This is a genomic window from Priestia sp. 53B2, assembly GCF_056099005.1.
On record NZ_JBLZXA010000033.1, the window covers coordinates 79,929 to 105,051 of the forward strand.

Annotated in this window: 24 protein-coding genes and 1 pseudogene; 16 read left to right on the plus strand and 9 right to left on the minus strand. The window is 34.1% G+C overall.

The features are described from left to right. Positions 1-96 precede the first annotated feature (96 nt). The gene (locus ACN6NE_RS28705) at positions 97-870 is read left to right on the plus strand and encodes a TerC family protein (protein ID WP_474328737.1); all 774 of its coding nucleotides are present in this window, start codon (positions 97-99) and stop codon (positions 868-870) included. A 217-nt stretch (positions 871-1,087) separates the two neighbouring features. Here the strand turns inward: ACN6NE_RS28705 and ACN6NE_RS28710 are convergent. Together ACN6NE_RS28710 and ACN6NE_RS28715 are read right to left on the minus strand one after the other, a co-directional pair. After that, a pseudogene (locus ACN6NE_RS28710) lies at positions 1,088-1,442 on the minus strand (DinB family protein); the annotation flags it as partial. 31 nt (positions 1,443-1,473) lie between these two features. Then, complete coding sequence (locus ACN6NE_RS28715) at positions 1,474-1,713, minus strand: hypothetical protein (protein WP_053488435.1); 240 nt, start codon at positions 1,711-1,713, stop codon at positions 1,474-1,476. Positions 1,714-2,536: 823 nt separating this feature from the next. Between ACN6NE_RS28715 and ACN6NE_RS28720 the strand changes: the two genes are divergently transcribed. The 5 genes from ACN6NE_RS28720 (at position 2,537) to ACN6NE_RS28740 (ending at position 7,541) form a co-directional block, all read left to right on the plus strand. Beyond that, positions 2,537-3,103 carry a DUF2238 domain-containing protein gene (locus ACN6NE_RS28720; RefSeq protein ID WP_474328739.1) on the plus strand — a complete coding sequence of 189 codons (567 nt, stop codon included), beginning with the start codon at positions 2,537-2,539 and terminating at the stop codon, positions 3,101-3,103. A gap of 20 nt (positions 3,104-3,123) precedes the next feature. Then, complete coding sequence (locus tag ACN6NE_RS28725) at positions 3,124-3,696, plus strand: DUF2238 domain-containing protein (RefSeq protein WP_474328741.1); 573 nt, start codon at positions 3,124-3,126, stop codon at positions 3,694-3,696. Positions 3,697-3,909: 213 nt separating this feature from the next. Then, a complete protein-coding gene (locus ACN6NE_RS28730; RefSeq protein ID WP_474328743.1) occupies positions 3,910-5,601 on the plus strand; it encodes a DUF6044 family protein in 1,692 nt (563 codons plus the stop codon). A gap of 12 nt (positions 5,602-5,613) precedes the next feature. Further along, positions 5,614-6,630: a glycosyltransferase family 2 protein gene (locus ACN6NE_RS28735; protein ID WP_474328745.1), complete on the plus strand. Its 1,017-nt coding sequence runs from the start codon at positions 5,614-5,616 to the stop codon at positions 6,628-6,630. Between the two features lie 326 nt (positions 6,631-6,956). Beyond that, entirely contained in the window at positions 6,957-7,541 is a 585-nt protein-coding gene (locus ACN6NE_RS28740) for a phosphatase PAP2 family protein (protein ID WP_474328747.1), read from the plus strand. A gap of 483 nt (positions 7,542-8,024) precedes the next feature. Here ACN6NE_RS28740 and ACN6NE_RS28745 read toward each other — a convergent pair whose 3' ends face one another. Then, the gene (locus ACN6NE_RS28745; protein WP_474328749.1) at positions 8,025-8,162 is read right to left on the minus strand and encodes an aspartyl-phosphate phosphatase Spo0E family protein; all 138 of its coding nucleotides are present in this window, start codon (positions 8,160-8,162) and stop codon (positions 8,025-8,027) included. 364 nt (positions 8,163-8,526) lie between these two features. Here ACN6NE_RS28745 and ACN6NE_RS28750 point away from each other — a divergent pair, with 364 nt between their 5' ends. Next, positions 8,527-9,108: a type 1 glutamine amidotransferase family protein gene (locus tag ACN6NE_RS28750; RefSeq protein WP_474328751.1), complete on the plus strand. Its 582-nt coding sequence runs from the start codon at positions 8,527-8,529 to the stop codon at positions 9,106-9,108. A gap of 280 nt (positions 9,109-9,388) precedes the next feature. On the opposite strand, the gene ACN6NE_RS28755 is transcribed toward ACN6NE_RS28750, so the two are convergent. The 5 genes from ACN6NE_RS28755 to ACN6NE_RS28775 form a co-directional block, all read right to left on the minus strand. Continuing rightward, positions 9,389-10,732 (minus strand): sugar porter family MFS transporter, encoded by a 1,344-nt coding sequence (locus ACN6NE_RS28755; protein WP_474328753.1) that lies wholly within the window; start codon positions 10,730-10,732, stop codon positions 9,389-9,391. Between the two features lie 52 nt (positions 10,733-10,784). Beyond that, positions 10,785-11,627 carry a sugar phosphate isomerase/epimerase family protein gene (locus ACN6NE_RS28760; RefSeq protein WP_474328755.1) on the minus strand — a complete coding sequence of 281 codons (843 nt, stop codon included), beginning with the start codon at positions 11,625-11,627 and terminating at the stop codon, positions 10,785-10,787. Between the two features lie 146 nt (positions 11,628-11,773). Then, positions 11,774-12,793: a Gfo/Idh/MocA family oxidoreductase gene (locus ACN6NE_RS28765; protein WP_474328757.1), complete on the minus strand. Its 1,020-nt coding sequence runs from the start codon at positions 12,791-12,793 to the stop codon at positions 11,774-11,776. Between the two features lie 803 nt (positions 12,794-13,596). Then, positions 13,597-14,604, minus strand: coding sequence for a LacI family DNA-binding transcriptional regulator (locus tag ACN6NE_RS28770; protein ID WP_474328759.1), 1,008 nt, complete (start codon positions 14,602-14,604; stop codon positions 13,597-13,599). Positions 14,605-14,987: 383 nt separating this feature from the next. After that, the gene (locus ACN6NE_RS28775) at positions 14,988-15,863 is read right to left on the minus strand and encodes a LysR family transcriptional regulator (protein ID WP_474328761.1); all 876 of its coding nucleotides are present in this window, start codon (positions 15,861-15,863) and stop codon (positions 14,988-14,990) included. A gap of 203 nt (positions 15,864-16,066) precedes the next feature. On the opposite strand from ACN6NE_RS28775, the gene ACN6NE_RS28780 reads away from it, so the two are divergent. The 6 genes from ACN6NE_RS28780 (at position 16,067) to ACN6NE_RS28805 (ending at position 21,948) form a co-directional block, all read left to right on the plus strand. Continuing rightward, a complete protein-coding gene (locus ACN6NE_RS28780; protein ID WP_474328763.1) occupies positions 16,067-16,876 on the plus strand; it encodes an alpha/beta fold hydrolase in 810 nt (269 codons plus the stop codon). Positions 16,877-17,053: 177 nt separating this feature from the next. Beyond that, on the plus strand, positions 17,054-17,710 hold the full coding sequence (locus ACN6NE_RS28785) for an RraA family protein (RefSeq protein WP_474328765.1): 657 nt from the start codon (positions 17,054-17,056) through the stop codon (positions 17,708-17,710). Positions 17,711-17,819: 109 nt separating this feature from the next. Continuing rightward, positions 17,820-18,470 carry an RraA family protein gene (locus ACN6NE_RS28790; protein ID WP_129707831.1) on the plus strand — a complete coding sequence of 217 codons (651 nt, stop codon included), beginning with the start codon at positions 17,820-17,822 and terminating at the stop codon, positions 18,468-18,470. Positions 18,471-18,479: 9 nt separating this feature from the next. Next, on the plus strand, positions 18,480-19,157 hold the full coding sequence (locus ACN6NE_RS28795; protein WP_474328768.1) for an RraA family protein: 678 nt from the start codon (positions 18,480-18,482) through the stop codon (positions 19,155-19,157). A gap of 55 nt (positions 19,158-19,212) precedes the next feature. After that, positions 19,213-20,466: a pyridoxal phosphate-dependent aminotransferase gene (locus ACN6NE_RS28800; protein WP_474328770.1), complete on the plus strand. Its 1,254-nt coding sequence runs from the start codon at positions 19,213-19,215 to the stop codon at positions 20,464-20,466. A 246-nt stretch (positions 20,467-20,712) separates the two neighbouring features. Beyond that, a complete protein-coding gene (locus tag ACN6NE_RS28805) occupies positions 20,713-21,948 on the plus strand; it encodes an MFS transporter (RefSeq protein ID WP_474328771.1) in 1,236 nt (411 codons plus the stop codon). A 202-nt stretch (positions 21,949-22,150) separates the two neighbouring features. Here ACN6NE_RS28805 and ACN6NE_RS28810 read toward each other — a convergent pair whose 3' ends face one another. Next, positions 22,151-23,155 (minus strand): DUF3231 family protein, encoded by a 1,005-nt coding sequence (locus ACN6NE_RS28810; RefSeq protein WP_474328773.1) that lies wholly within the window; start codon positions 23,153-23,155, stop codon positions 22,151-22,153. A gap of 246 nt (positions 23,156-23,401) precedes the next feature. Between ACN6NE_RS28810 and ACN6NE_RS28815 the strand changes: the two genes are divergently transcribed. From ACN6NE_RS28815 to ACN6NE_RS28825, 3 genes are all read left to right on the plus strand, one after another. Further along, positions 23,402-23,605 (plus strand): cold-shock protein, encoded by a 204-nt coding sequence (locus ACN6NE_RS28815; protein ID WP_474328775.1) that lies wholly within the window; start codon positions 23,402-23,404, stop codon positions 23,603-23,605. A 187-nt stretch (positions 23,606-23,792) separates the two neighbouring features. Further along, positions 23,793-24,296, plus strand: coding sequence for a DinB family protein (locus ACN6NE_RS28820; RefSeq protein WP_474328777.1), 504 nt, complete (start codon positions 23,793-23,795; stop codon positions 24,294-24,296). A gap of 157 nt (positions 24,297-24,453) precedes the next feature. Next, positions 24,454-24,924 (plus strand): GNAT family N-acetyltransferase, encoded by a 471-nt coding sequence (locus ACN6NE_RS28825; RefSeq protein WP_136790393.1) that lies wholly within the window; start codon positions 24,454-24,456, stop codon positions 24,922-24,924. Positions 24,925-25,123: the final 199 nt, after the last annotated feature.

The window sequence follows — 25,123 nt, forward strand, 5'->3', positions numbered from 1 at the left end:
AATCTGAAAGGATAATTCTCATATGTTTGGATAAATCGTATTGATAATTGTAAACATTTAGCATAAAAGATTTAGGTTTAGAAAGGGGGAAGGTGGATGGAATCTATTTGGCTCGAATACGCGTGGGCATTGTTAATTCTAATCGGCTTAGAAGGATTATTATCGGCTGACAATGCTCTTGTACTAGCAATTATAGCCAAACATTTACCCGACGATCAGAAAAAAAGAGCGATTAATTACGGAATTCTTATGGCCTTTATCTTTCGATTTGCAGCTCTTTTTGCCATTTCATTTATCGCAAACGTCTGGTGGATACAGGCAGTAGGAGCAGCTTATCTTCTGTATTTAGGTTTAAAGCATGTGATTAAGGCCCGGTTTGGGAAAGATAATGAGAATATTCATAACGATGATGTAAAAAAGTCTGCTGTAAAAGGTTTCTGGCCTACAGTAGGAAAAATTGCGTTAGCTGACCTCGCTTTTGCAGTGGACTCCATTTTAGCTGCGGTTGCTCTAGCCCTTGGTCTTCCGGATTCCGAACTTGGTGACATCGGCGGTATGGATGGTGGACAGTTTGCAGTTGTGGTTCTTGGAGGGATTGCGGGACTTATCTTAATTAAGTTTGCAGCGACCTGGTTTGTGCAACTCCTTGAGAAGCGACCTGCGTTAGAAACCACAGCCTATGCTATCGTTGCCTGGGTAGGTGTCAAACTTGCTGTTATTACTCTTGCTCATAAAGATATAGGTGTTCTAGACCCTCATTTTCCACATAGTACTATCTGGACACTAATCTTCTATGGAGTATTAGTTGGCATAGCTCTATTCGGTTGGTTTGCCCCAAGCAATAAGTCATTAAAGAAAACGTCAGCTTAGAACATAATTAAGAACAATGTACAGACATAGACCAGATTTCTATTAGGCATTATTATGTTTCATCATCTTATGAAAAGCATATATCATCAATTATCTTTTTTTCACACCAAAAAGTTTAATGTTAATAAGTAATAAAATCTTTCTCTGTTAAAAAAACATAATAAAAAAGCCAGCCATATATTATATTGGCTGCTTTTGATTTTTCTTTCCCGCCCTTTACTTTCCAGCTATTTTTCGGTTTTCTAATATAAATTATTTGTCCAATGTGATATGCATTATGAGTAGAGATATTTACCGTTATTCCCCTTAAATTTACATTTTCAAAAAAACCATTTACGCTACTTAGAGCTTTTTCTTTAGTTAATAGACTTGACCATTGTAACAAGCCCCCTAATAATCGATTTTTAAGTCATTAAATGTTTGATTCTCTAGTACAATAAAGGTCTGATTATTTTCTATAGAAGGTACAGTATTGACATGAGATTTTTGATACCTAATTTCCAACGTTTCATTCCAATAAAGTAGATGCTGCACACAATTTCAGCAATACTATTACTGTCTTCGCTAGGCTTCTATACAGCTTCTATACGATAAATAGAGCCTTTATTTCTTTCTTAGCAATAAAACTATAAAATAAGCCAGCATGAAAGACAAAATAGCTGCAATGATTATTTTCAGATACGAAAATTCCAGAGCAAATGGTTCAGGTACTTCTGGATTTAACCGAAGAATAGACCACCATTGTCCATTTGTACCTTCTAACAACGTTACAAGTGCCCATAGAGTAAACAGAAAAATAAACCACAAAAGGAATATGACATATTCAGAGGTTTTTTTGCTCATTTATAAATAAATCCTTTCTCAAATATAATCCCCATTCTAGAGATTTATTGTGTTCTTTTTTTAAAAAGATATACACTGTAAATTAGTAGTAAAACTAATAAATATAAAGCTATCCAAATTAACTTTATGGTTTTATAAATGAACTAAAAAGTAGACTTTCTTTTTTAATATGTATAGTTACTGACTATATTAAGTAAACTACTAATAATGTCACAAAACATCGTCCTAACAACAACTATATTGTACCTAGAGAAAACTATCTTCCAACCAAGATAGTTTTTTCTCCTTTTTGAATTGTATATCGTATACGAGTGTAGTTAACATAATCACTCTTTCCGTAACACATCACAAAAAATAACCCTTGAAACACAAGGGCTCGCTCGCCTTATCATTTTTCCCTTACATAGAATTTTAGACATCATTGATCTAACAGTGTTTTATTCAAGCCCGCATAGAGCTACAAATGATGTCTAAAACAAACTAGTGGATAACGTCTATAAGAAAAGGAAGTTCATATTTAAACAAAATTACCGACGGTCCCCCACCCTCTTTCTTCCATATATATCTTAAAAAGATAATAAACCTTCTTTAATTAACATCAGGGATTTTTTCAGTACCTAAAAATACTCATATTTTCACTTTTGACATAAAGAATTCTTTTTTGTTCTCTACACATTCCAGTACAAATTTCGAAATTTTGTCAATAAGAGTATATCCCTTTATTATTTATCAAAAAATATAGAGAAAACTTGATTCCTTGGAGCTTAAGAACTAGCTATATAGTTTTTATTAGAAGAACTTTTTTGACAAATGGGGCGAAAATTTGAAATCAAAAATAATCCTAATTCTTAGTATATCTTTTATTATATTTATGCTTGTTTTACTCTTTTTTTATCTAAGCAAAGGAGATTCTTCTCGTTGGCAGGTAGCATTGGGAGGCGTGATGGCAAGTGCATTACCAATTTTGTTGTTGTTTAAGAAGGTTAATCTCTTCCCTATTCCTATTATAGTGGGGTATTATCTTTTTCTTTTTTGCTCACTATTTCTAGGGTCAATTGAAGATTTTTATAATCGCTTTAAATGGTGGGATGCTGTTCTACACTTTTATAAAGGAATCTTCATGGGATTTGTTGGGGTTTCTCTTTATAAGCTGTTTATAGCTACACGCATACAAAATAGAATTTCCAAATGGGTTATTTTCTTATTTGTGCTTTCAATCTCAGTAAACGCTACAGTTTTATGGGAAGTTTACGAATTTTTGGGTGATTTAACTTTTACTCACACTATGCAATCAGGAGGAAATACAGATACTATGTATGACATGATTATAGGTATGATATCAGGTCTTTTAACTGCTATTTATTCTATGAAACGACGAGAAAAACTATAAATAATATAAGGGGTGTTGAAATGAAACGTAAGCTGGTTATATTATTTAGTTTGATTTACGTCATTTTCATGGGATGTTTAGCAGTATTTTACTATGTAAGCGATGAATCCTTTAAGACCCTGGTTGCACTAGGTGGTTTTGCATGCGGATTAATTCCACTTTTATTAGCTTTTTTTACTAAGCTTAAATTTAACTTGCCTATCATCATTTCCTACTTAATTTTTTTATTTTGTTCACAGTACCTAGGTTCAATTTTAGGTTGGTATGGTTTAGGATGGTGGGATACATTTTTACACTTAATAAGTGGAGCTATCCTTGCTTTTGCAGGAATCGCTTTATATGAACGATTAATACACAGAAGTGCAGGAGAGTATATATCAGCATGGTTTGTTTTTTTATTTACCTTTTCCTTTGCTGCACTTGGAGGCGTGATATGGGAAATTTACGAATTTAGCTCAGATCAACTTTTCGGAATGACTTTACAGGGCGGTGGAAATAAAGATACAATGATTGATTTAATTGCAGATACTTTAGGGGGCCTTCTTGTAGGAGCATGGGCAGGATGGCGCACAAAGATAAAAAGGTCTAATTAAAGTTAACTAGCAGTCAAATATTCTGTGCATATGGTCAAACTCCTTAATGATTAAGGAGTTTTATTCGTATGGTCTCATGTTGATTTCAAAATCTTTCTCTCAAATACATTTTCGTTATAAGGATGGGAATATTAACAAACAAATATTTTGGATGAGTAGAATCGCCAAAAAGAATCAATATGCTTTAAAAATAATTCAATGGATGTGTAATAGATGTCAGTGACTACAACAGGAAAGAGAAAAGAGAAAATTTATATCATCAGTGCACTTGTATTGCTTTTTCTTTATTTTCTTCCTATGTATGTATTAGGAGAAAATGCTCACATACGTGTTCATGATAATTTAGATTCTAATATTGCTTGGTATAAGGTGCTAGCTGAAAGTGGTGAGATATTTGGTGGCCTTCACTCTACAATCCCTCAGATTATCAATGGATTACCACGTGATGCGTTCGGGACGGCATTCAGTGGGATCGTTTGGCTTCATGCTCTCTTTCCTTCTATGACTGCTTACGCTTTAAGCCAAACGATTACTCGGTTAGCTGCTTTTGGTGGAATGTATTTACTATTGAAGAAGCACTTTATTAAGCATGAAGATGCCCACTTTGTTCGTATTGGTGTTTCACTTGCATTTGCACTTACCCCCTTTTGGCCTTCAGGCATGTTAAGTACATTAGGATACCCTCTTGCTTTATGGGCATTTTTGAATATCCGTTCTGGAGATTTTTCATGGAAAGAATGGGTCGCTCTTTTCCTTTTACCCTTTTATTCAAGCTTTGTACTTGGCTTTTTCTTCTTTTTAGTAGCGATTTCTTTTTTATGGATTTACGACTTGATTAGAAAAAAAAGGTGGAATTGGCCATTTCTATTCAGCCTTATGTTTATGACCTCCCTCTACCTTTTAATTGAGTATCGCCTTGTCTATTCAATGATTATCTCAGAACAGCCAAATCATAGAATAGAATTTATATCCTCACGACATGATTTTTGGCATTCTATGCGCCTTTCACTTAAAAACTTTGTCATAGGGCATACACATGTTATGACTGTCCATACCCATGTTATTCTTCCAATATTATTTTTGACGCTTATTTTATTAGCTTTTAAGAGGAAGATAAAACATAACAAAATATTTATTTTTTTATTTCTTTTAAATGTTGCTTTATCGATATGGTACGCTTTTTGGTTTAATAATTTATGGATTCCTCTCAAAGAAAAGATCAGCTTTCTAAATACATTTAACTTTGCGAGGTTTCACTTCTTACGAATTATTGTTATTTACCTTAGTTTCAGCTTAGCCTGTTATATTCTATGGTCACTAGGAAAGTTTTGGAGGCAATTGGCTACTATAGCAATTATAAGCCAAATCATAACACTTCTCCTTTTTAACGAAGAACTTCTTTATGGCCATTATTTTCATTCTCCTTCTTTTAAGGAGTTTTATGCTACAAAACAGTTCAAAGATATAAAAGAATATATAGGGGATCCTCAAGATTCGTACCGAGTAGCAAGTATTGGGCTCCATCCAGCTATTTCGCAATACAATGGATTTTACACACTAGATACCTATAACAATGTATATCCCCTTGAATACAAGTATAAATTTCGAAAGATAATAGCAAAAGAGTTAGAAAAAAATAAGCAACTAAGAAAATATTATGATGAATGGGGAAGTCGCTGTTACATCTTTGTTAATGAACTCGGTAAAACATACGAGTTCACAAAAGATCAAAATATAGAAGTGCGTCATTTGCAGCTAAACACAAATCAATTTAAAGAAATGGGTGGTCGTTATATCTTTTCATCGGTTCCTATTTTGAACGCGAAAGATAATAACCTTGCGCTCTTGAAAGAATTTAATCATAAAGAATCTGCGTGGAAGATTTACTTGTATCAAGTAATATAGGAGGTATAAAAATTGAAGCCAACGCTGCCCTTAGTAACAATAGTGGTGCCATGTTACAACGAACAAGAAGTATTAAAAGACACCATTACGCAACTATCCTCTGTTTTAGATGATTTAAGAAAAGAAAAGTTAATTTCAGCTAATAGCAAGATATTATTTGTAGATGACGGTAGTAAAGATCGTACATGGTCATTAATTGCGATGGAGAGCACAATTAATAACTATGTAACAGGACTAAAGCTATCATGCAATGTAGGGCATCAGAAAGCACTTCTTGCCGGACTCGAAAAAGCTAAAGCTAAATCGGACTGTGTAATTTCGATTGATGCGGATCTGCAAGATGATATTTCTGTGATTCGAAGTTTCCTCTTAAAGTATCATGAGGGGGATGAAATTGTATATGGTGTACGCGATAGCAGAGAAACAGATACTTTTTTCAAACGAAATACTGCTTTATGTTTTTATCGTCTTATGCAAAAGTTGAATATCAACCTTATTTATAACCATGCAGATTATCGTTTAATGAGCAAGCGAGCTATTGAAGAACTTTCGCGTTATAAAGAAGCAGGTTTGTTTCTAAGAGGAATTGTCCCCTTAATTGGATTTAAGTCCTCAAAAGTGACATATAGTCGAAAAAAACGTTTAGCCGGTGAAACCAAATATCCTTTGAAAAAGATGGTTTCATTCGCATTTAATGGTCTTACCTCATTTAGTGTGGTTCCTATTCGAGCCTTTACTCTTTTAGGTTGCTTATTATTTTTTATAAGTGTGATGACAGGTTGTTATGCGTTTACTCAAAAGTTATTAGGTCATACGAGTATAGGATGGACCTCTCTAATTATCTCTATTTGGCTGTTAGGTTCCATACAGTTAATAAGTATTGGGGTGGTGGGAGAATATATTGGAAAGATATTTATAGAAGTAAAAAAGAGACCTCCTTATGCGGTTGATATTGACTTATATACAGAAAGATTAGGGGTGTCAACGTTCGCAGAAGAAAGTTTATTAACTAAAGAAGAGTTCAACTAAATCAGCATTTCTTATAATAAAGTGTATAAATTATATATACCCAACTTACTTCTTTCTTTTTTATAACTATTTTTGTGTTAATTTCTCTATGGTACGATATTGTAGTTTTTACTACATAAAGCTTTTAATAATCAAAAAGAATAAACATCAATGACTTAATTACATAGAAGTGGAATGAATATCTTTTATTTAAGACATACGAGAACAAACATTCTTATCCGACACATTGTTATTACTAACATAGATCCGAAGGTGCTGACATGAGAACTTTAGTTAGATTCAAGTTATCTATAATTATGGCGCTAATATTACTTAGCAGCTTCGTTATGATTTCCATATTAGTTAGACTAGAAAAAATGGATAAATTTGATCAGTGGTTATTATCCACCGTTCATAAAAATCACTCTTCTTTCTTAACAAAAGTAATGAAGTTTCTTGATTTTATTGGATCAACCTACTTTATTATTGGTGTATCGCTGTTAGTGTTATTTTACCTTTATTTTGTGATGAAAGATCGTCTTATGTCTGTTTTATTTATTGTTACTATGCTAGGGGAGCGATTACTTGGAGAAGGAATAAAACCCCTACTAAGTCGTTCACGACCAAACGGGCGGCATTTAGTAGAGGTCGATGGACACAGCTTTCCAAGCCAGCATGCTATGAATACTTTGGTTCTCTACGGTTTAATTTTATTCATTTTGTGGATGCATGTAAAAAATAAAAAAATGAAAGTTCTATTGACTTCAATGGTAATCACTGTAATTTTAGTGATGGGGTTAAGTCGTATTTATCTAGGTGTACACCATCCAAGTGATGTTATTGGCGGATACCTTATTAGTGGATTTTGGCTTACAATAGTCATTCTATATGCAAGGTATTATAAAGAAAAGCACAAGCTCAGGGATAGTTAGGCTCTCATCCTTTTTTAACATACTTATTGGATATTGATGTCGTATAGGTAGTGTTTGAAAACTTTAAAAAAGAGTCTTACGTTTTTAAGAATAAAAACTACTCAAGAGTAGGTTTCTCCTTCAATAAACACCTTTTCTGTTTTTTAGTTGTATACCATATACTAAGTTAGTTAGCGTAATACTGCCTCTAGGAACCAACCGTAAAAAAGAACCCTTGCTGTAGGGTTCAGCTAAGGGTTCTTTTTTACGAGTATGCAGCTTTCTATACATCCTTGATATGAAAGGCTTTCTCAGAAGGATAAGTGAAAAAAGAATATATAAAAAGTCCGCCTTTTATATATATGCTCGTTCTGGAAAAGATAGTCGTTATGGCAAAAATATGTTATTATTTATCTACGGTTATAGAGTTACCTTAAAAAGCAACCTCACTCGAATTGCCATTAGAGCTGAGGTTGCTTTTACTTTTTTATATTAAGAACAAAACTAATCAGCTGAAGTAATCTTCTCTAATTCATTCAATAATTTATCAACTAATTGACTGATTACAATTGTATTATGGCTAGTAAATCCTTCTTCTAACCCTACTCTAATCATACGTTCTCTCGCTGCCTCTATATCCACAAGTAAAGCCTTTCTTAAAGTACTGTTATATCTATATCTTTGCAATTATGTAGTGACCTATCCCTCTAAGTTGCTAAGTCTTCATTTAACATTAACTGGATTTTCACCATATAACAATAATTGTTCCTGTAATATCCAATTAAGAGCATAGAATGAGGGTTCTAGGGTTTAGATAGTTAAGTTTTTATACTTAAAACATATTTTAATTCATGAACTAATGGAAAATAGTAGGGTTCGTAAAGGTATACTTTTACGGAAGGTGAGTTTTCTATTTTATGGAATATGAAGAATGTGGTAAATTAAATTAGGAGATTGATAATGTAATTGGTTATATCTCTAATTAAGAATTAGGGAGGATATATAAATGAAAAAAGTATTGGTCTTCATTACAGATGGGTTTGCGGATTGGGAAGCCAGTTATGTGACCGCCGAGTTAAATAAACCGGGAACAGGATTTCAACTTCAGACAATTGCGATTGACAACAATCCTAAAGTTTCAATGGGAGGATTAACTGTTCTTCCGGATTACAGCTTACAAGACTTTTCTTTTAACTTGGAATTCGTAATGCTAATCATTCCTGGTGGCACTGGATGGAGAGAAGAGAAAAATCATCAGGTAAAGAAGCTTGTAAGTTTTTGTCTTGAAAATAATATTCCGGTTGCAGCGATTTGCGATGCAACTACCTTTTTAGGGAAGTATGGATTTCTTGAACAACATAAACATACAGGAAATTCATTACCATATTTAAAAGAAGGGGCACCTAATTATCGAGGGGATAAAAACTATATAGAAGAGCAATCTGTTAGCGATGGCTGTCTAATTACGGCTAATGGAAGTGGTGCACTAGAATTTTCAAGAGACATATTAAATAAATTAGGTGTTCTAAAAGGTAAAGAATTAGAAGAATGGTACGATTTATTTAAAAATGGTTTTATTAAAAGGTAGTTGCATAGATAATTATTAATAAATTTGCCTCTTTAAAGTTATTAAATAAAGGTAGAAAAACATCAAACACCTGCATTTAATACGCAGGGAAATGCTCTCTGTGGAAATTAACTTTCGTTTTCCATATAACTGATCATTCGATGCAAAATTAGTTGCCATAATGGATTCTATAAATACAAAAATAAGTCACATCTTATAACAAGGCGTGACTCATTTTCACTCAGAATTTAAATTCTCTTATTAATTTTTGAATCTATTTCTGGTAGGCAATCAACCTATATTAGCTAACAGCTTGTTTATTTTTAAATGCTATCTCTAATTCAATTTCTTCTAGCGTTCGACCTTTTGTTTCAGGAACATATTTCATAACAAAGAGGAAAGCGAAAACGCCAATAACTGCATATGTTAAGAATAGAACTCCTACCCCAACAGCCTCTACAAGTACTGGGAATGACATCGAGATGACGATGTTTGAAAGCCATAAAGCTGTACTTGCTACCCCCATTGCCACGCCACGCACATTCATAGGGAAGATTTCACCAAGAATGACCCATACGACCATACCCCAACTCGCTGAATACGCAACAATAAATAAAGAAAGGCAAGTAAGTAACAGCCACACCGGCACTTCCACCCATACCATACCAACTCCAAGTGTACCAAGAGCAATTGTCATACCGATGTTTCCAATTAACAATAGCTTTTTGCGCCCAATTTTATCAATAAGGAGCATTCCAAGAATCGTAAACAAAATATTAAAAACTCCAATACCTATTGTTCCAGCAATCGCTGCTGTGGAACCGAATCCAGCTGTACTTAGAATCGTTGGTGTATAGTAGATAATTGTATTGGTTCCAATGATCTGTTGAAATATAGCAATGCCGATCCCAATAAATAAAACAGAACGTAAGCCAGGTGCAAAAAGTAGTTTTAAATTGACCTTTTTCTCAGTCTTTATCTGCATTATACTTCTTATTTCTTCTTCTACTTGGTGTGAATATCTTGTCAGAGATAATACTCTGCGTGCTTCATTTTCACTTACATTCTGCCAAAGCCATCTTGGACTTTCAGGCATAAAAAACATCCCTAACATCAATAAAACAGAAGGAACAACGGCTAACCCCAGCATCCAATGCCAATTTTCTGAAGCTGCAAACATGTAATTTACGAGATAGGCCATAAAAATACCCAGAGCATTCATAATCGTGTTTAATGAAGAAACCTTACCACGAATATTTGCTGGAGCCATTTCAGCTAAATAGAGAGGGACAATACCTGAAGCTCCTCCAACTGCTATTCCCAGTTCGATACGAAACGCAATTAAAGTATGTACATTAGGAGAAATAGCTGTTCCAATTGCGCCAATTGTAAATAGTACACCTAACATAATAATTGTTTTCTTTCTTCCATATTTATCGGCTACAGGTCCACTAAAAGCCGCACCGATAAGGGCACCAATTAAAACTCCACTTACAACTAACCCTTCAAGGAAAGGTGTTAGCCCCATGTCTTTTTTTATAAAAAGAAGAGCACCTGAAATAACTCCTGTATCATAACCAAATAAAAGCCCACCTAAAGCACCAAAACAATAAATTACCCACCTATACATTTTTTGTTTATTCATGGTCCACCCATCCGCCCCTTTAGTTGAATCTTTTTTAGTAAAGAAATACTATTTAGAGTTGTTTCACAGGCTTGAAGTTATTTTGTAAGAACGATAAACTTTCTTCAGCGAATGTATAAATCATATTCATGTTAGCTCCTTTATTCGCTTGAAAAGGATTTGGACCAGGAGCTGTTGCTTCTACTACAACATATCCATCAAAGTTTATCTTTTGTATTCCAGAAATAAATGGTCTAAAGTCAAGGAGTCCACGCCCCATGCCTCTTCGATTGCTATCAGCTACATGAAGAATATGCAGGTTGTCCTGTGCATCTAAAAAAGGAAATTCAAGGTCTCGTTCTTCAATGTTCATATGATAGGAATCTAGTAACATTTTCACTTTAGGGTGGTTAACTTCTTTCACAAATTTTGTAGCATCGGCTCCTGTATTAACAATACAACTCTCATATCTGTTTAAAGGCTCTATTACAAGAGTAATATTTAATTCCTCTGCTTTTTTCGTTAATCTTTGTACAGAGTCAATGGCCCATTTCCAATCCTCTCCATTGTTGCCCATTGGAGCTGTTTTTCCAACCGCAGAAGGACAAACAACTAAATATTCTGCTCCTACCTCTTTAACAGCTTCAATTTGCCTTTCAAAGTATGCGACTGCTTTTTTTCGGTTATCTTCGCTTCGATTAGCTAAATCTTGTTCTTCGTTTGGCCAACCAGTGTCGCCTGTCAAACCACTTATTTCTAGATTTAAATTTTTCGCTAATTTTTTAATATCGCACCAGTTATAGTCATCTACTGCAGCTCTAATTTCTATTGCGTCATACCCAGTTTTTGCAACAAACTCCATTGTCTTTTCTAAAGGAATATCTCCAAAAGTCCAACTACAAATTGAAAATTTCATTTCTATTCTCCTTTTTACACATTTAATTTATTTTGGAAGTGATGTATTTCAGAAATCTAAACCTAAAAAGAAGAATCAAACCCCTAATGATATCGCTTTCTTTTTAGGTCAGATAAAATAGTAATTTTGTAATTAAGATAGTTTAATTAAATCAACTGTACACTTTCCTTAATTTTCACTGGTGCATTTGTCTTAACAGATTCAATACAAGCAAGTGCAATTGAAAGAGCTCTGCGAGCATCTTTACCTGTTACATAAGGAGTACTCTCATTACGCACACATTCTACAAAAGAAGTGAGTTCTGATACGTAAGCATCATGTAATAATTCAGTGTCTCTTCGGTATGTATCGCTACTTATTCCTTCTGCAGTGTAGCGAATCATATTTGTTTGTTGAACACATCCAGCTGTCACCATTCCAGCTGAACCAAATACTTCACCGCGAACATCATATCCATAAACTGCTTGGAAATTTGCTTCAGCTGTTGCAATTGCCCCATTATCAAAACGGATGTTAACAACAGCAGTGTCAAGGAGACCTTTATCTTTAAAATCTGGACGTACAAGTGCATCAGCTACTGCATAAACTTCAATTGGTTCTGCACCTGGATTTAAATAGAGCAGAGCATCAAAATCATGAATTAACGTTTCTAAGAATATCGTCCATTCTGGAATTGGAGTAGGATCCCCTAAACCTGGATCACGTGTCAATGATCTCAATAATTGTGGAGTTCCTATTTTCCCTTCCACAATATCGTTATAAGCAGCTCTAAAATCTGAAGCAAAACGACGATTAAAGCCTACTTGTAAGGGAACGTTTGCTTCCTCGGCTGCCAATATGGCCTTATCTGCTTCTTTTAAGGTAATTGCCATTGGTTTTTCACAGAAAACTGCTTTCCCTGCATTAGCAGCAGCAACAACAAGATCAGCATGTGAACGAGCAGGAGCTGCAATAACTACTGCGTCAATATGTGGATCTTGGAACATTTCCATTGGATCTGTATATGCCTTTGGTACTCCGAGTTCTTTCGCAAGTCTTTCAGCAGCTCCCGAAACTGGATCAGCAATCGCGTTAAGCTTTGCCCCATAGATTTTACGAGCAACCGTTCTTCCATGAAAACTTCCCATACGTCCTGCACCAACCAGACCAATTCTAACTTCTTTCATCTTTCTTCCCCCTTAAGATTAAATAAAGTTACCTTCCTCTTGCTATTCTTTTTTGTAGCGCTTTCATATTTTGGTTTAACCAACCCTTTTATGATTAGTAGGCTAACAAGTAAGGAAAGTACTTTCCTTGATAATGAGTTTATCCTCTAGTTTTTTTATTGTCAATATTTTTTTAAAAATTTAGATAATAACACGAACTTATACCTTATAACTGGATTTCCAGATTAAACGTCCTTTCTAAGCACCTTAACAATAGTAAAACAATTGTATGTTTTTTATAAGTATTAGTAAACTAAATTCAGACACTCTTAAAAATAAGGAAAGCTCTTTCCTTTTGAAGTTTCCTTAAAGTCAATAAGTAGTTATCACGACAAATTAATAAAATTAAGAGGAAAGCTTTAAATGGATTGTCCATAAATAACTATATCTTTTGAGTAAAATAAATTTTATTACATAGAATAATTAGCAATATTTTACCTATATCAAACGAAGATTTTAGAGAAGTGTAAAGACATATAGCGAATAGATTAATACGTCGTTAGTTGGGGTAATGAAGCACAAGACCATCTCAAATAAGCTAAATTCGCTATAGATATTTTGGAAGATATATATGAATGTTCTTATGATTTAATATTATTGATTTTTTTCTTTTTAAAAAAGATAGCAAAAAAGGCTACACAGCTTCAAAGCAAGCTGTGTAGCCTTTTTTACTCCTAAAAATTGATTATTCAATACATAAATATCTAACTTTAAACTTTGATAACAGTATTAATTACTGCAAGGTTTAATTATTTTATTTACATTCATGTAGTCGTTTTATTATAAGAAGTAGATGCACGAACCACTAATTTTGGAGATAAAACGATTCGTTGCTTCGTCTCCTTTGAATCTTCAATCTCCTCTATTAATAGTTCAACAACCTTCTTACTCATTTCATGAATAGGTTGAGCTATTGTAGTTAAAGGAGGATCACAAATTGTCGATAGGACAGTGTCGTCAAACCCAATAATTGATAGATCTTGCGGAACTTTTATCTTAAGTTCACGCGCACCTTGTATTGCTCCAATCGCAAGAAATTCGGTTGAGGCAAAAATAGCTGTCGGGGGAACAGACAAATGTAGAAGTTCACGTGTAGACTGTTTTCCTTCATCAAGTGAAGTATTATTGAGAGACACTAAACTTTCATCATATGGCAATCCTGCTTTCTCAAGCGCTTGCTTATATCCCTCAAATCTTGCTCCTATCGTCGGAAACTTAATGTCTTCAGTAATCATTGCAATTCTTTTATGTCCTAAGCTTATCAAGTATTCTGTAGCCTCATACCCTCCTAGAAAATCATCTACTAACACTGCATCCACAGCAAGCGAAGATACATCTCTCGAAAGTAATGCAACCGGAATCTCAGCCTTAAGGAGCTCCTTAATAGCTTTATCCTCTTTTAATCCTGTAGCAATTATAATACCATCTATGTACTTTTGCTTTAATATAGAAATGTATTCGATTTCATTTTTTAAATTATTGTCCGTACTACAAATCATCAAACTAAAACCGAATTTTTTAACATGATTTTCAATACCTCTTGCTATCTCTGACATGAAAGGATTTGCAATATTAGGTATCAAAAGCCCAATAGTTTGAATACGCTTTTTGACGGATGCTACCACACTAGGTTGATAGTCTAACTTATGCATGGTATCCCTAACCTTTTTTCGAGTTTTCTCTGCAATACTCCCTGTATTATTTAATACTTTAGAAACGGTTGAAATTGATACTCCAGCTTCCTTTGCTACATCATATATTGTTGGTTTCATTCCCTTTCCCTCTTTTCTCTTAACACATCATACATTTATTTTAACTTATTTTAATTATAGGCGAAATGATTACCAAATTAAGTTTATTACTTATAACAATCTTTTTTATCTTTAGGTATTAATACTTATTGGTATGTGATACAAACCTAATAAACATAATATTAATTTTAAGCTGAAGAATATCTTTGTATATGTAAGTAGAAATGCTAATTTATATAAAAAATATTAGAAAAAAGAGCGTAAACCCTGCATTATTTATTGGGTTTACGCTCTTTTTTCACCTTTCAATTTCATACTTATGTGCTGTGCACTCACTCTTTTCTTGATAAAGAAAAGTCTGTTTATGAATATAGAAGTAAATTAATTAATAAAGAACTAATTATCTAAATAAGTTTTTTTGACTTGAAGAACTCTAAAAAATGCCTAGCTGGTGTAGAGAGGTAATGATTTTTTTTCCATATTATAATTATCTTTGTTGCAAGAGCCTCTTCTTTAATTTCAATAAAACGAAGGTTACTATCTGGTATCAAGTCCATCATATCTCGAGGGATTAAGGCTATTCCCATCCCATTACTTGCCCACTTGAGCATTGTCCTTGTATCGTCTATCCTACACTTCACTTTGGGTTCAAATCCTGATTTTTTGCATGCTTCTTCTATATTATTTGCATACCTATTATGAAAAAGTAATGGTTTTCCTTTTAATTCATCTAAATTCATAGATGTTTTATTCATGTCTAACAATGAATCCATTGTAGCTGCCATCATCGGTTCCTCTGGAAGACTAATATAATCAAATGTTTCTAAATTAAATGGTGTTCTAATAACCCCAACTTCCACTACTCCCCGTTTAACTAATTCAAGAATTTCAAATGTACTACTTTCCTTAATACGAAAATCAACACCAGGATAGGCTTTATGAAAGTCTTGCACTACTATAGGAACTAAGGTTTCACCTGCTGAAGAAATTGTGCCTATAGAAAGTACTCCTTGGGATCCCTCTTTTAAATCATTCAATTCCTTTGATGTTTTTTCCATAAGTTCAATAATTTGCTGAGCCCTACTCTGTAGGAGTTGTCCTGCATCTGTAATTTTCATTCTGCGAGTATTTCTTTCGAATAGTATAACCCCAAGCTCTTCTTCTAATAATTTTAGTTGTTGGCTTAAAGGTGGCTGAGCCATGTGAAGTCTCTCTGCTGCTTTACTAATATTACCTTCCTCAGCTATCGTCAAAAAGTAAATCAATTGTTTTATATCCATACAAGACACTTCCGTTCATTTATATATAAATCGTATATATATTACATGAAATAAGTATTTTTCATATATATTATACCCTGATAAACTTATTTTCAAAGGGGGAAATTACTTTTAAGAGCTTGTATATCCTCTTTTTATAGCAACTTTATAAATAAAATACTTACGTTTTAAAAGTTTGAATTTAGAAGTAAAGGAGCATCTCTATGCAACAAGAATTTAGTCATTCTCAATTTTCATTTAATCTAGATGGCACTGATTTACGTATTTCAGCTATTCATCGTAGTGGTGAACTTTGTCCGATTGTTTTCCTACATGGTTTCGGGTCAACTAAAGAAGACTATGCTGACATTGTTCGGTATTCGTCTTTTTCTAATCATCCATTTCTTGCATATGATGCACCAGGGTGTGGAGAAAGCTATTGTTCAGATTTGTCTCAGATATCTATTCCTTTTCTAGAAAACGTTGCGTTGAAAGTAATCAAACGCGTTAATTTCAAACGTTTTCACCTTGTAGGCCATTCGATGGGTGGACTTACAGCTTTAATGATTGCCCATAAATACCCAGATAGAGTAGTAAGCTTTACTAATATTGAAGGTAATATTGCACCAGAAGACTGTTTTCTTAGCAGACAGATTATTCAATACCCTTATGATGATGCAGAAGAATTCTTTGAACATTTTATTGAACGCACACGCCATACACCAGCATATTCAAGTGCTTTATATGCTTCAAGCCTCAGACATAAGGTTCGAGCAGGAGCTGTAAGAGGGATTTTTGAATCCATGGTTCATCTATCTGATCATGCTGATTTAATGAGCAAGTTCCTTGGTCTCCCTTTTCCTAAAATGTTTATGTACGGTGAACAAAATAATCATTTAACATATCTTAATCATATTCAATCAGAAGGTGTTCGTTTAGAAGAAATCCCTAACTGCGGTCATTTCCCTATGTATTCCAATCCTTCGTTAATGTGGAATGCAATTGCTAACTTTCAAGAGAACGCAGAGAAATAGAATTCAACATTATCAGAAAAACATGTTCACTTAGATGATGAAAATAAATTAACCTAATATGCTGAATTCGGCAGTAACTTTATAAAAGAACTATTTATATAAGCAAAATTATTTTCTTATTTGTAGAGTGCTTTTGCTTATTAAATAAATTATAAAAATTAGTTGGAAGGTGAAAACATGAATGCAGAGTACCGCGCAAGGTTTAGAAAATTATCAACTACTAATGTATCCGATGCACTAGATGCTCTAGGTTTACAGGGATCTACTTATGGAATTAGCCCGACGTGGGAAGGGTGCAAGAAAATCGTTGGAGAGGCAGTTACGGTAAAACTAGTTTCTGCAGGCCTTACTAAAAGTCCTAACCACTTAGGCGTACATGCTATTGAAGCTGCAAAAGAAGGAGATATTATTCTCGTTGACAACAGTGGACGATTGGATGTTTCATGTTGGGGAGGCATTTTGGCAAACGGAGCTAAAGCAAAAGGAGTTTCTGGCGTTGTCATCGATGGAGCCTGCCGTGACTTAGATGATTATGTTAAAGCTGACTTCAGTGTGTATGCAAGAGGTCCTGTTGTCGCAACAGCTCGAGGAAGAGTGATAGAAGAAGCAACAAATATAATGGTCCAATTTGGAGGAGTTCAAGTTCGCCCTAAAGATATTGTAATGGCTGATAGAAGTGGCGTTGTAGTGGTCCCTCAAGAGAAAACAGAAGAGGTTCTACAAAGAGCAGAAGTACTTTTTCAAAAAGAAGAAGACATGATAAAAGAAATTAGAAATGGTGCGTCTATGCTAGAAGTAGATACAAAATATAACTATGAAAAAATGCTTAAATAACAATTTTTGAGATGAATTCCCCTTATATTCTAATATAAAACGAGAAAAATGAAATTTCACCCCACATAAAAAATGTGTTAGCTACCAGTAAAAGAGGAGAATTAATTTTATGGAACCTATTATTGAATCTTTCACCAAAATAGATACTTCAACGATTTCTGATGCATTAGATAAGTTAGGGATTGACGGCCAATGCTTTGGTATTCAGTCTAATTCTGTTTCATGGAAAATTGCTGGACGAGCTTTCACTGTAAAATATGGTCCAGTATCTATTGAAAAAGGAACTGTAGGAGATTTTATTGATGATGTAAAACCAGGCCAGATAGTTGTTATTGATAATCAAGGTCGCCTCGACTGTACAGTTTGGGGAGATATTATGACAGGAGTAGCAAAACATAAAGGAATCACAGGTACCGTCATAGATGGCGTTTGCAGAGACACTAATCGCATTCTTGAATTAGATTATCCAGTGTTTAGTTCTAGCCGTTATATGCGAACGGGTAAAGACCGAGTACAAGTAGATTCTATAGGGGAAGCAGTATCTATTGCTAATATTCGTGTTCGTCCTGGCGACATTATAGTTGGTGATGCTGATGGTGTTGTAGTTATACCTCAAGAGATAGAAGAAAAAGTGCTTGCAGTTGCAATTGAAATTGAGGGAGCAGAACATCAAATTCGTTTAGCAACAGAAAAAGGGATGAGCTTAAAAGAAGCACGATCTTATTTCAATTATCACAGCCTACAAACAAAAGGAGAGTAAAAGGATACCATGAGCAATGTCGGATTTAGAATTTATCAACATATCTCTCGTCCGTCTAAACATTTAATTGATTCTTTTACCAACATTCCCGTATCTAATATTGCGGATACGATGAATCGTACATTTTGTATGGGAGATAAGATTAGAGCTTATAACTCAGCATCACTTGTTGGAACGGCCTTTACAGTAAAAACTCGAACTGGAGATAATTTAATGCTGAATAAAGCAATTGATATGGCTTCTCCAGGAGACGTAATCGTAGTTGAAGCAAAAGGTGATACAAGTAATGCTTTAATTGGAGAATTGATGATTACCTGGGCTCAAAAACGAGGAATTTCAGGATTTGTAATCGATGGAGCTATTCGAGATGTGAATCATATTAGAAACATGACTATTCCTGTGTATGCAGCAGGTGTAACGCCAGCTGGGCCATATAAAGATGGACCAGGTGAAATTAATACACCCATATCTTGTGGAGGTGTAACTGTTCATCCCGGAGATATTCTAGTTGGTGACCAAGATGGAATTGTAGTTATTAATCCTAAGGATGCGCCGAAGGTTCTAGAGAGAGGACTTGAAACAGTAGCGAAAGAAGAACAGGTCATGGCTGATATTAAAAATGGAACTTGGGATAGAACGTGGATAGATGAAATGCTCCATAAAAAAGGATGCGAAATCTTGGATTAACTAGTTATAGATCTTTTAGTATCCAACAATCAAAAAAATAGAAGGAGATTGTGTGATGGAAACTAGAGTTGCCCCTCATGCTCAAGGAAAAGTGTATGTTGATAAACTGTTTGGTACAGGTATGGCTGCTAAACAAGCAAGCATTGAATACGGTAAGGAAAATGTAGTAGATGCTTCAATGGGTGCTATTACAGATGATACTGGAACATTAATTTGCCTACCAACTGTAGAAGAGCAATTTCGTACAATGCCGATTCAAGAGATGATTAGCTATAGTCCGGTTGCTGGTATTCCAACTTTTTTAGACGCTGCCATTAAACATACATTTGGCGAGTATACACCAGATGCATATATACGTGCAGTTGCTAGTGCCGGAGGCGCTGGAGCCATCTCTAACGCTATTTGGAATTATTCAAACGTTGGTGATACGATATTAACTCATGATTGGTATTGGACTCCATATACAACTATATGTAAGGAAACTGGAAGGTTTCTACAAACATTCGAATTATTAAATGACCAAATGAAGTTTAATTTAGTATCATTCTCTACGTCAATTAAAAATTTACTCTTAGAACAGGATTATCTAGTCGTTATTTTAAATTCACCTAACCATAACCCTACGGGGTACAGTATTTCTAACACAGAATGGGAGGAGATTCTTGAAGTTATTGTACAGGAATCTCACAATACTACGAAAACTATTACATTAGTTGTTGATATTGCGTACATTGATTATACATCGAATCCTATTCAAGCACGTTCGTTTATGAAAAAGTTTGGTAACCTCCCTTCCAACATACTTGTAACGTTTGCTTTTAGCATGTCTAAAGGATTTACTGCATATGGTCAACGAACTGGTGCATTAATTGGCGTATCATCAGATAAAGCTGCAATTGAAGAGTTTGAAAACGTGACTTTAGTAACAAGTCGTGCCAGATGGTCAAATGTAAACCGTGGCTGTATGTCCTTGCTTGCTACTATTTATAACGATGATTTTCTTTTAACTAAAGTTAACTCTGAACGAGAAAAATATAATATGTTAATTAAAGAACGGGCTGATATTTTTCTTCACGAAGCTAAGGAAGTGGCCCTTGAAGTATTACCTTATTATTCTGGCTTTTTTATTACAATCCCCTGCAAAAAGCCAGAAGACGTGAGCGATCGGTTAATTGATCAAAAGATATTTGTAGCACCACTTTCGATGGGAATTCGTATCGCTGCATGTTCTGTTCCATCTGAACAAATGTACGGTCTTGCAACTAAAATTAAAGATGCCATAGTAGCATCAAACAACGTAACTTTATAAAACCTGGTATTAAAAAATTCTCTAAATAAAAATCCTGTTAACCTAACAGGATTTGATTAACGATACGATACAATAAATTAACTGTTATTTAAGTAAATGAGGGAGTCATCGGGCTGTAAAGCGATTTTGAAAAAAAGCTTTACAGCCTTCTCTATTTTGAAAATCCCACTACTAATTTATCCTACTTGCTGTTATTAGATAAGATATGATAGAAATTTATATATAAAATGAGAGGTTTGTATAAAAATGAGTTATATTGAACGTGGAACCACTGCTTTTAAGAAAGTCAATTTAGCTTTATTCGCAGGTGGTTTCAGTACCTTTGCTATACTATGGGGAACACAACCCTTACTACCTGAAATATCAAGAGAGTTTCAGGTTTCACCAGCTACTTCAAGTTTAGTGCTTTCCTCGACAACAATTGCTTTAGCAGTCAGTATGTTGATCTCTGGTTCTTTATCGGAGGTGTTTGGACGCAAGCCCATTATGACATTATCTTTAGCATTGTCTTCTATTCTTTCTATATTAACGGCACTATCACCTGATTTTCATTTGTTGATTTTAACAAGGATATTACAAGGTATTGTGTTAGCAGGACTTCCAGCTGTTGCAATGGCTTATTTAGGTGAAGAGATTGAGCCTAAAAGTCTCGGAATGGCAATGGGTTTATATATAAGTGGAAATTCAATTGGGGGGATGTCAGGGCGTATTATTGCTGGGACATTAACAGATTATATCAATTGGCATGCAGGTCTAATTGGTATTGGGGCTATTACATTAATATCTAGTCTTATCTTTTGGTTATTGCTTCCCCGTTCCACCAATTTTACACCTAAAGAATTCGTGTTCACACAACTTATAAAATCACTACTTAACCACCTTAAAAAACCAGCCCTTATTTGCATCTTTATCATTGGTTTTTTAGTAAGTAGTATTTTTGCATCTTTGTACAACTATATTGGTTTTGAACTTATTAAACCACCTTATAATTTGAGTCAGACACTAGTTGGATTTATATTTATTGTTTATATCGTCGGTACCTTTAGTTCTACATGGATGGGATCTCTTTCAGATAAACATGGAAAAGGGAAAATATTATATATTTCTCTTATTATTTTGTTAATGGGTAGTTGTATCACATTAAACACAACTATGTGGATCAAAATTTTAGGGATTGCTGTTTTTACCTTTGGTTTTTTTGCATCACACTCTATTGCAAGTGGGTGGGTTGGTAAAGTATCTACACATGACAAGGCACAAGCTTCATCGCTATATCTATTTTTTTATTACAGTGGATCAAGTATTAATGGAACGACCAGTGGGTTCGTCTATAGTAACTTCGGTTGGAATGGATTAGTCACTTTAATTGCAAGTTTTTCTTTACTCACAATAGTGGCTGCTGTTTGTTTAGTTAGCATTACAACAAAAAAATCCAAGTATGCTACTAGAATGGGTTTATCAAGAAATTCAAAGTGTAAGTAATAAAAAGCTTCTAAGAAGGTCCTTCTTAGAAGCTTTTTGTTTCCGATAACTGTGATTACGTTAACTAAACATGTATAGCATATAAGGTTAAAAACAGAAAAAACTCCACAGGCGGAAGGGAGTTTTTTCTGCTATATTAATTTCATTAAAGGATGGAAATTTTACAGCTTCTTGAGTAGTTCGCTCAAAATATTAGATTTTATTATTTTTCTTTTGCTATTTCTTTTCTGTTAGGAGCAAGTGGTGGCTGTTCTAACCATTTATTTTTCACCATAATATCAAACCATTTTTTTGTTACCATTAAATTCTTTAGAATAACACTTTCGTAAGCAGCTACAAGATCTATTCGCATGGCTGATGCTAAACCTGTTCCGTGATACGCTTGTGCAGCTTGGAATAAGAAACCAATATGATACATCATTAATTTATCAGAAAAAGGAGAGTCTGTTGAAGTTGTTACTTCTGTCTCCCACGATTTAGGAACTGGTAAATTATCTGCGTGCATTATTTTTGAAAAGACTTGTATTTGATCATCAGCTGTTTTCTCCGAATCCTCTAAAAATTTTCTTACTTCTTTTGATTGAGAGACCTGGCTAAATCCAATAGAAAGAGTTTTAGCCATAATGCTTTTTTTAAGGTTGAAAGAAATACTTATAATTTCTAATGCCGTTAACCGTCTGCCTTTCCCGAAAAACCCATCCGTAAAATCCTGGCTAGAAATATATTCAGGGTTCGTAGCAGGATAAAAATAAGGGTCCCTCTGAAACTCCCCTTTTTCAAGTAATAATTCAATCGTTTGATGATACATCCTTTTAGCATCATTATCACATGAATCGTAGAAGTGGCGTAAGTCTTCTCTGACAGAAACACCTAATGAGGTTGTATGTCCTAGCAAGCCATGTAACGTCATGATATGTAAATAATTTAAGCAGAATATGTCCGTGAACAATCTCTTGGTACCTTTATTAAGATCAGACTCAGTAAATCCAATTGGAACTGGAAACCCTTCGTTTTCTATAAAAGCTACAATTTGTTTTTTTTGGTTTACGAAGGTCTTGATAGCATCTTCAAAAATGGTCTTTATTGACTCATCCTCAATAATAGAGAACATATATCGATTTACTACATCCGTCATTGTTCCGTTTACATACTCTCCCCATAGTGTCCCTATTTCAGAAGATGTGAGTTTTAACTTATTCTTATCCACATTATCACCTCTTGGATAATATTTACTAACTTATTAATAGATATGAATTTTTTCTTAACAAAAAAAGGTTTTCAGCATGTAATTTCCGATAATTAGTATTATGGTAACTAAAAATGTATAGGGTATTCATCATCAAAATAGAAAAAACCCTTGGCGTATGGGGCTTTTTTTAGTTACATAAAGCATTTTATTTTTGTGTTCATATATAATTAATTGCTAAATAAAATTTTTAGGAGATTATTTATATTGGAAAGTAAAACAGGCACAGTAAAATATTTTGATGATGAAAAAGGTTTTGGATTTATTTCACCTGATAATGGTGGTGAAGACCTATTTGTTTATTTTAGTTCTATTCATAACACCAACTCTTTAAAAGTAGGACAAAAAGTTTCTTATGTAGAATATATGGGTCAAAAAGAGTCACAAGCAGAATATGTAGTAGTGCTCTAATCGTATATTTTTTATAATAAAAAAGACATTCCTCTACTATTCTGATATGCTTTTTTTCTGTTTTTAGATAAATAACTTATACATAATACGTTTTATGTAAACTAGGAATGAACGTCTTATACATAATGTTTTATAATACAACTATTGTTAAAATGGAATTAAAAGGATAAACAAAAGGGGGATTTTTATGTTTCAAAGTTTAGATAGTTTTTTGAAATCTTGGGAATATGAAGCAAATGCTACCCAGAGACTACTAAAAAATTTAACTGATGGGTCTCTTAAACAGGAAATCACTTCACAGAATTGGACTCTAGGACGTATTGCTTGGCATACAGTAGCTGCCATTCACATAATTGCTTCAAATACTAACTTAACGTTTGAGGCACCGTCTGAAGATTGGCCTGTTCCTACTACGGCTCAGTTTATAGCAGACAGCTATCAGCAAGCAAGTGATGCATTTGTACAAGCATTAAAAACTCAATGGATCGACAAAACGTTAGAAGAACGAATAGACTTTTTGGGTCAAAAAATACCAAATGGGTTACTTTTAATGTTTTTAATACAACATCAAGCCCACCACCGGGGACAAATGACCGTTCTTATGAGACAGGCAGGATTACCCGTTCCAGGTATTTATGGACCATCAAAAGAAGAATGGGCGAATTTTGGTATGGAAGCTCCCAAAATGTAACATTAAATATATAAGAGTAAACAAGTGAAAGCCCTTAATAAAAGGGCTTTTTTACATGTGATTTCCGGTAAATCACATTACGTTAACTAACTTTGTATGTGGTATACATATATTTTTAGGTCTATATTAGGTAGACTTGAATTAAAAAGGTGAAGATATGATAAGAAATTTTAAGGAAAATGATAAGGATTATATAATCGATTCTCACTACAAAATCTACAATAAAGAGTATAGTTACGATTTATCATTTAAAAAGTTTGTCTCTAATAGTGTGAATCAATATATTAAAAAGGCAAATAACTCATTAGAGAATATTTGGATTTTAGATATTGATGGATGCCCAAAAGGATCAATAAGTATAAAAAGTGTCAGTGAAGATGTAGCTCAATTAGGCCTGTTTCTTGTCGATCCTAGTTTAAGAGGAACTGGGTTAGGTAAACAATTAGTTCAAACGGCTATAGATTTTTGTAAGGAGAGAAACTATAAAAAAGTTGTTCTCTGGACCAATAGCGAGCTTGTTGCTGCAAGGCGAATTTATGAGAATAAAGGGTTTCGATTAATTGAAACCAGGAATCTAATTTTATCAAATAAAGAACTTATTGAAGAACAATGGGAATTATCTTTGTAGTTATTACTAATTTAATGTACAAATAATTAAGAGTGTAGAGTTTTTAATTCTACACCCTTTGCTTCTGATAAAATTCATTATGGTGCGACAAGAAGTCGCTTTTATATAGTGTGGCTTACGCCACTGGTTTAGACGCAAAAACTATCCCCGTCCAAAACTGCGGGTCTGGTAACGGGCTCGTGGGTTGCATGCGGAAATG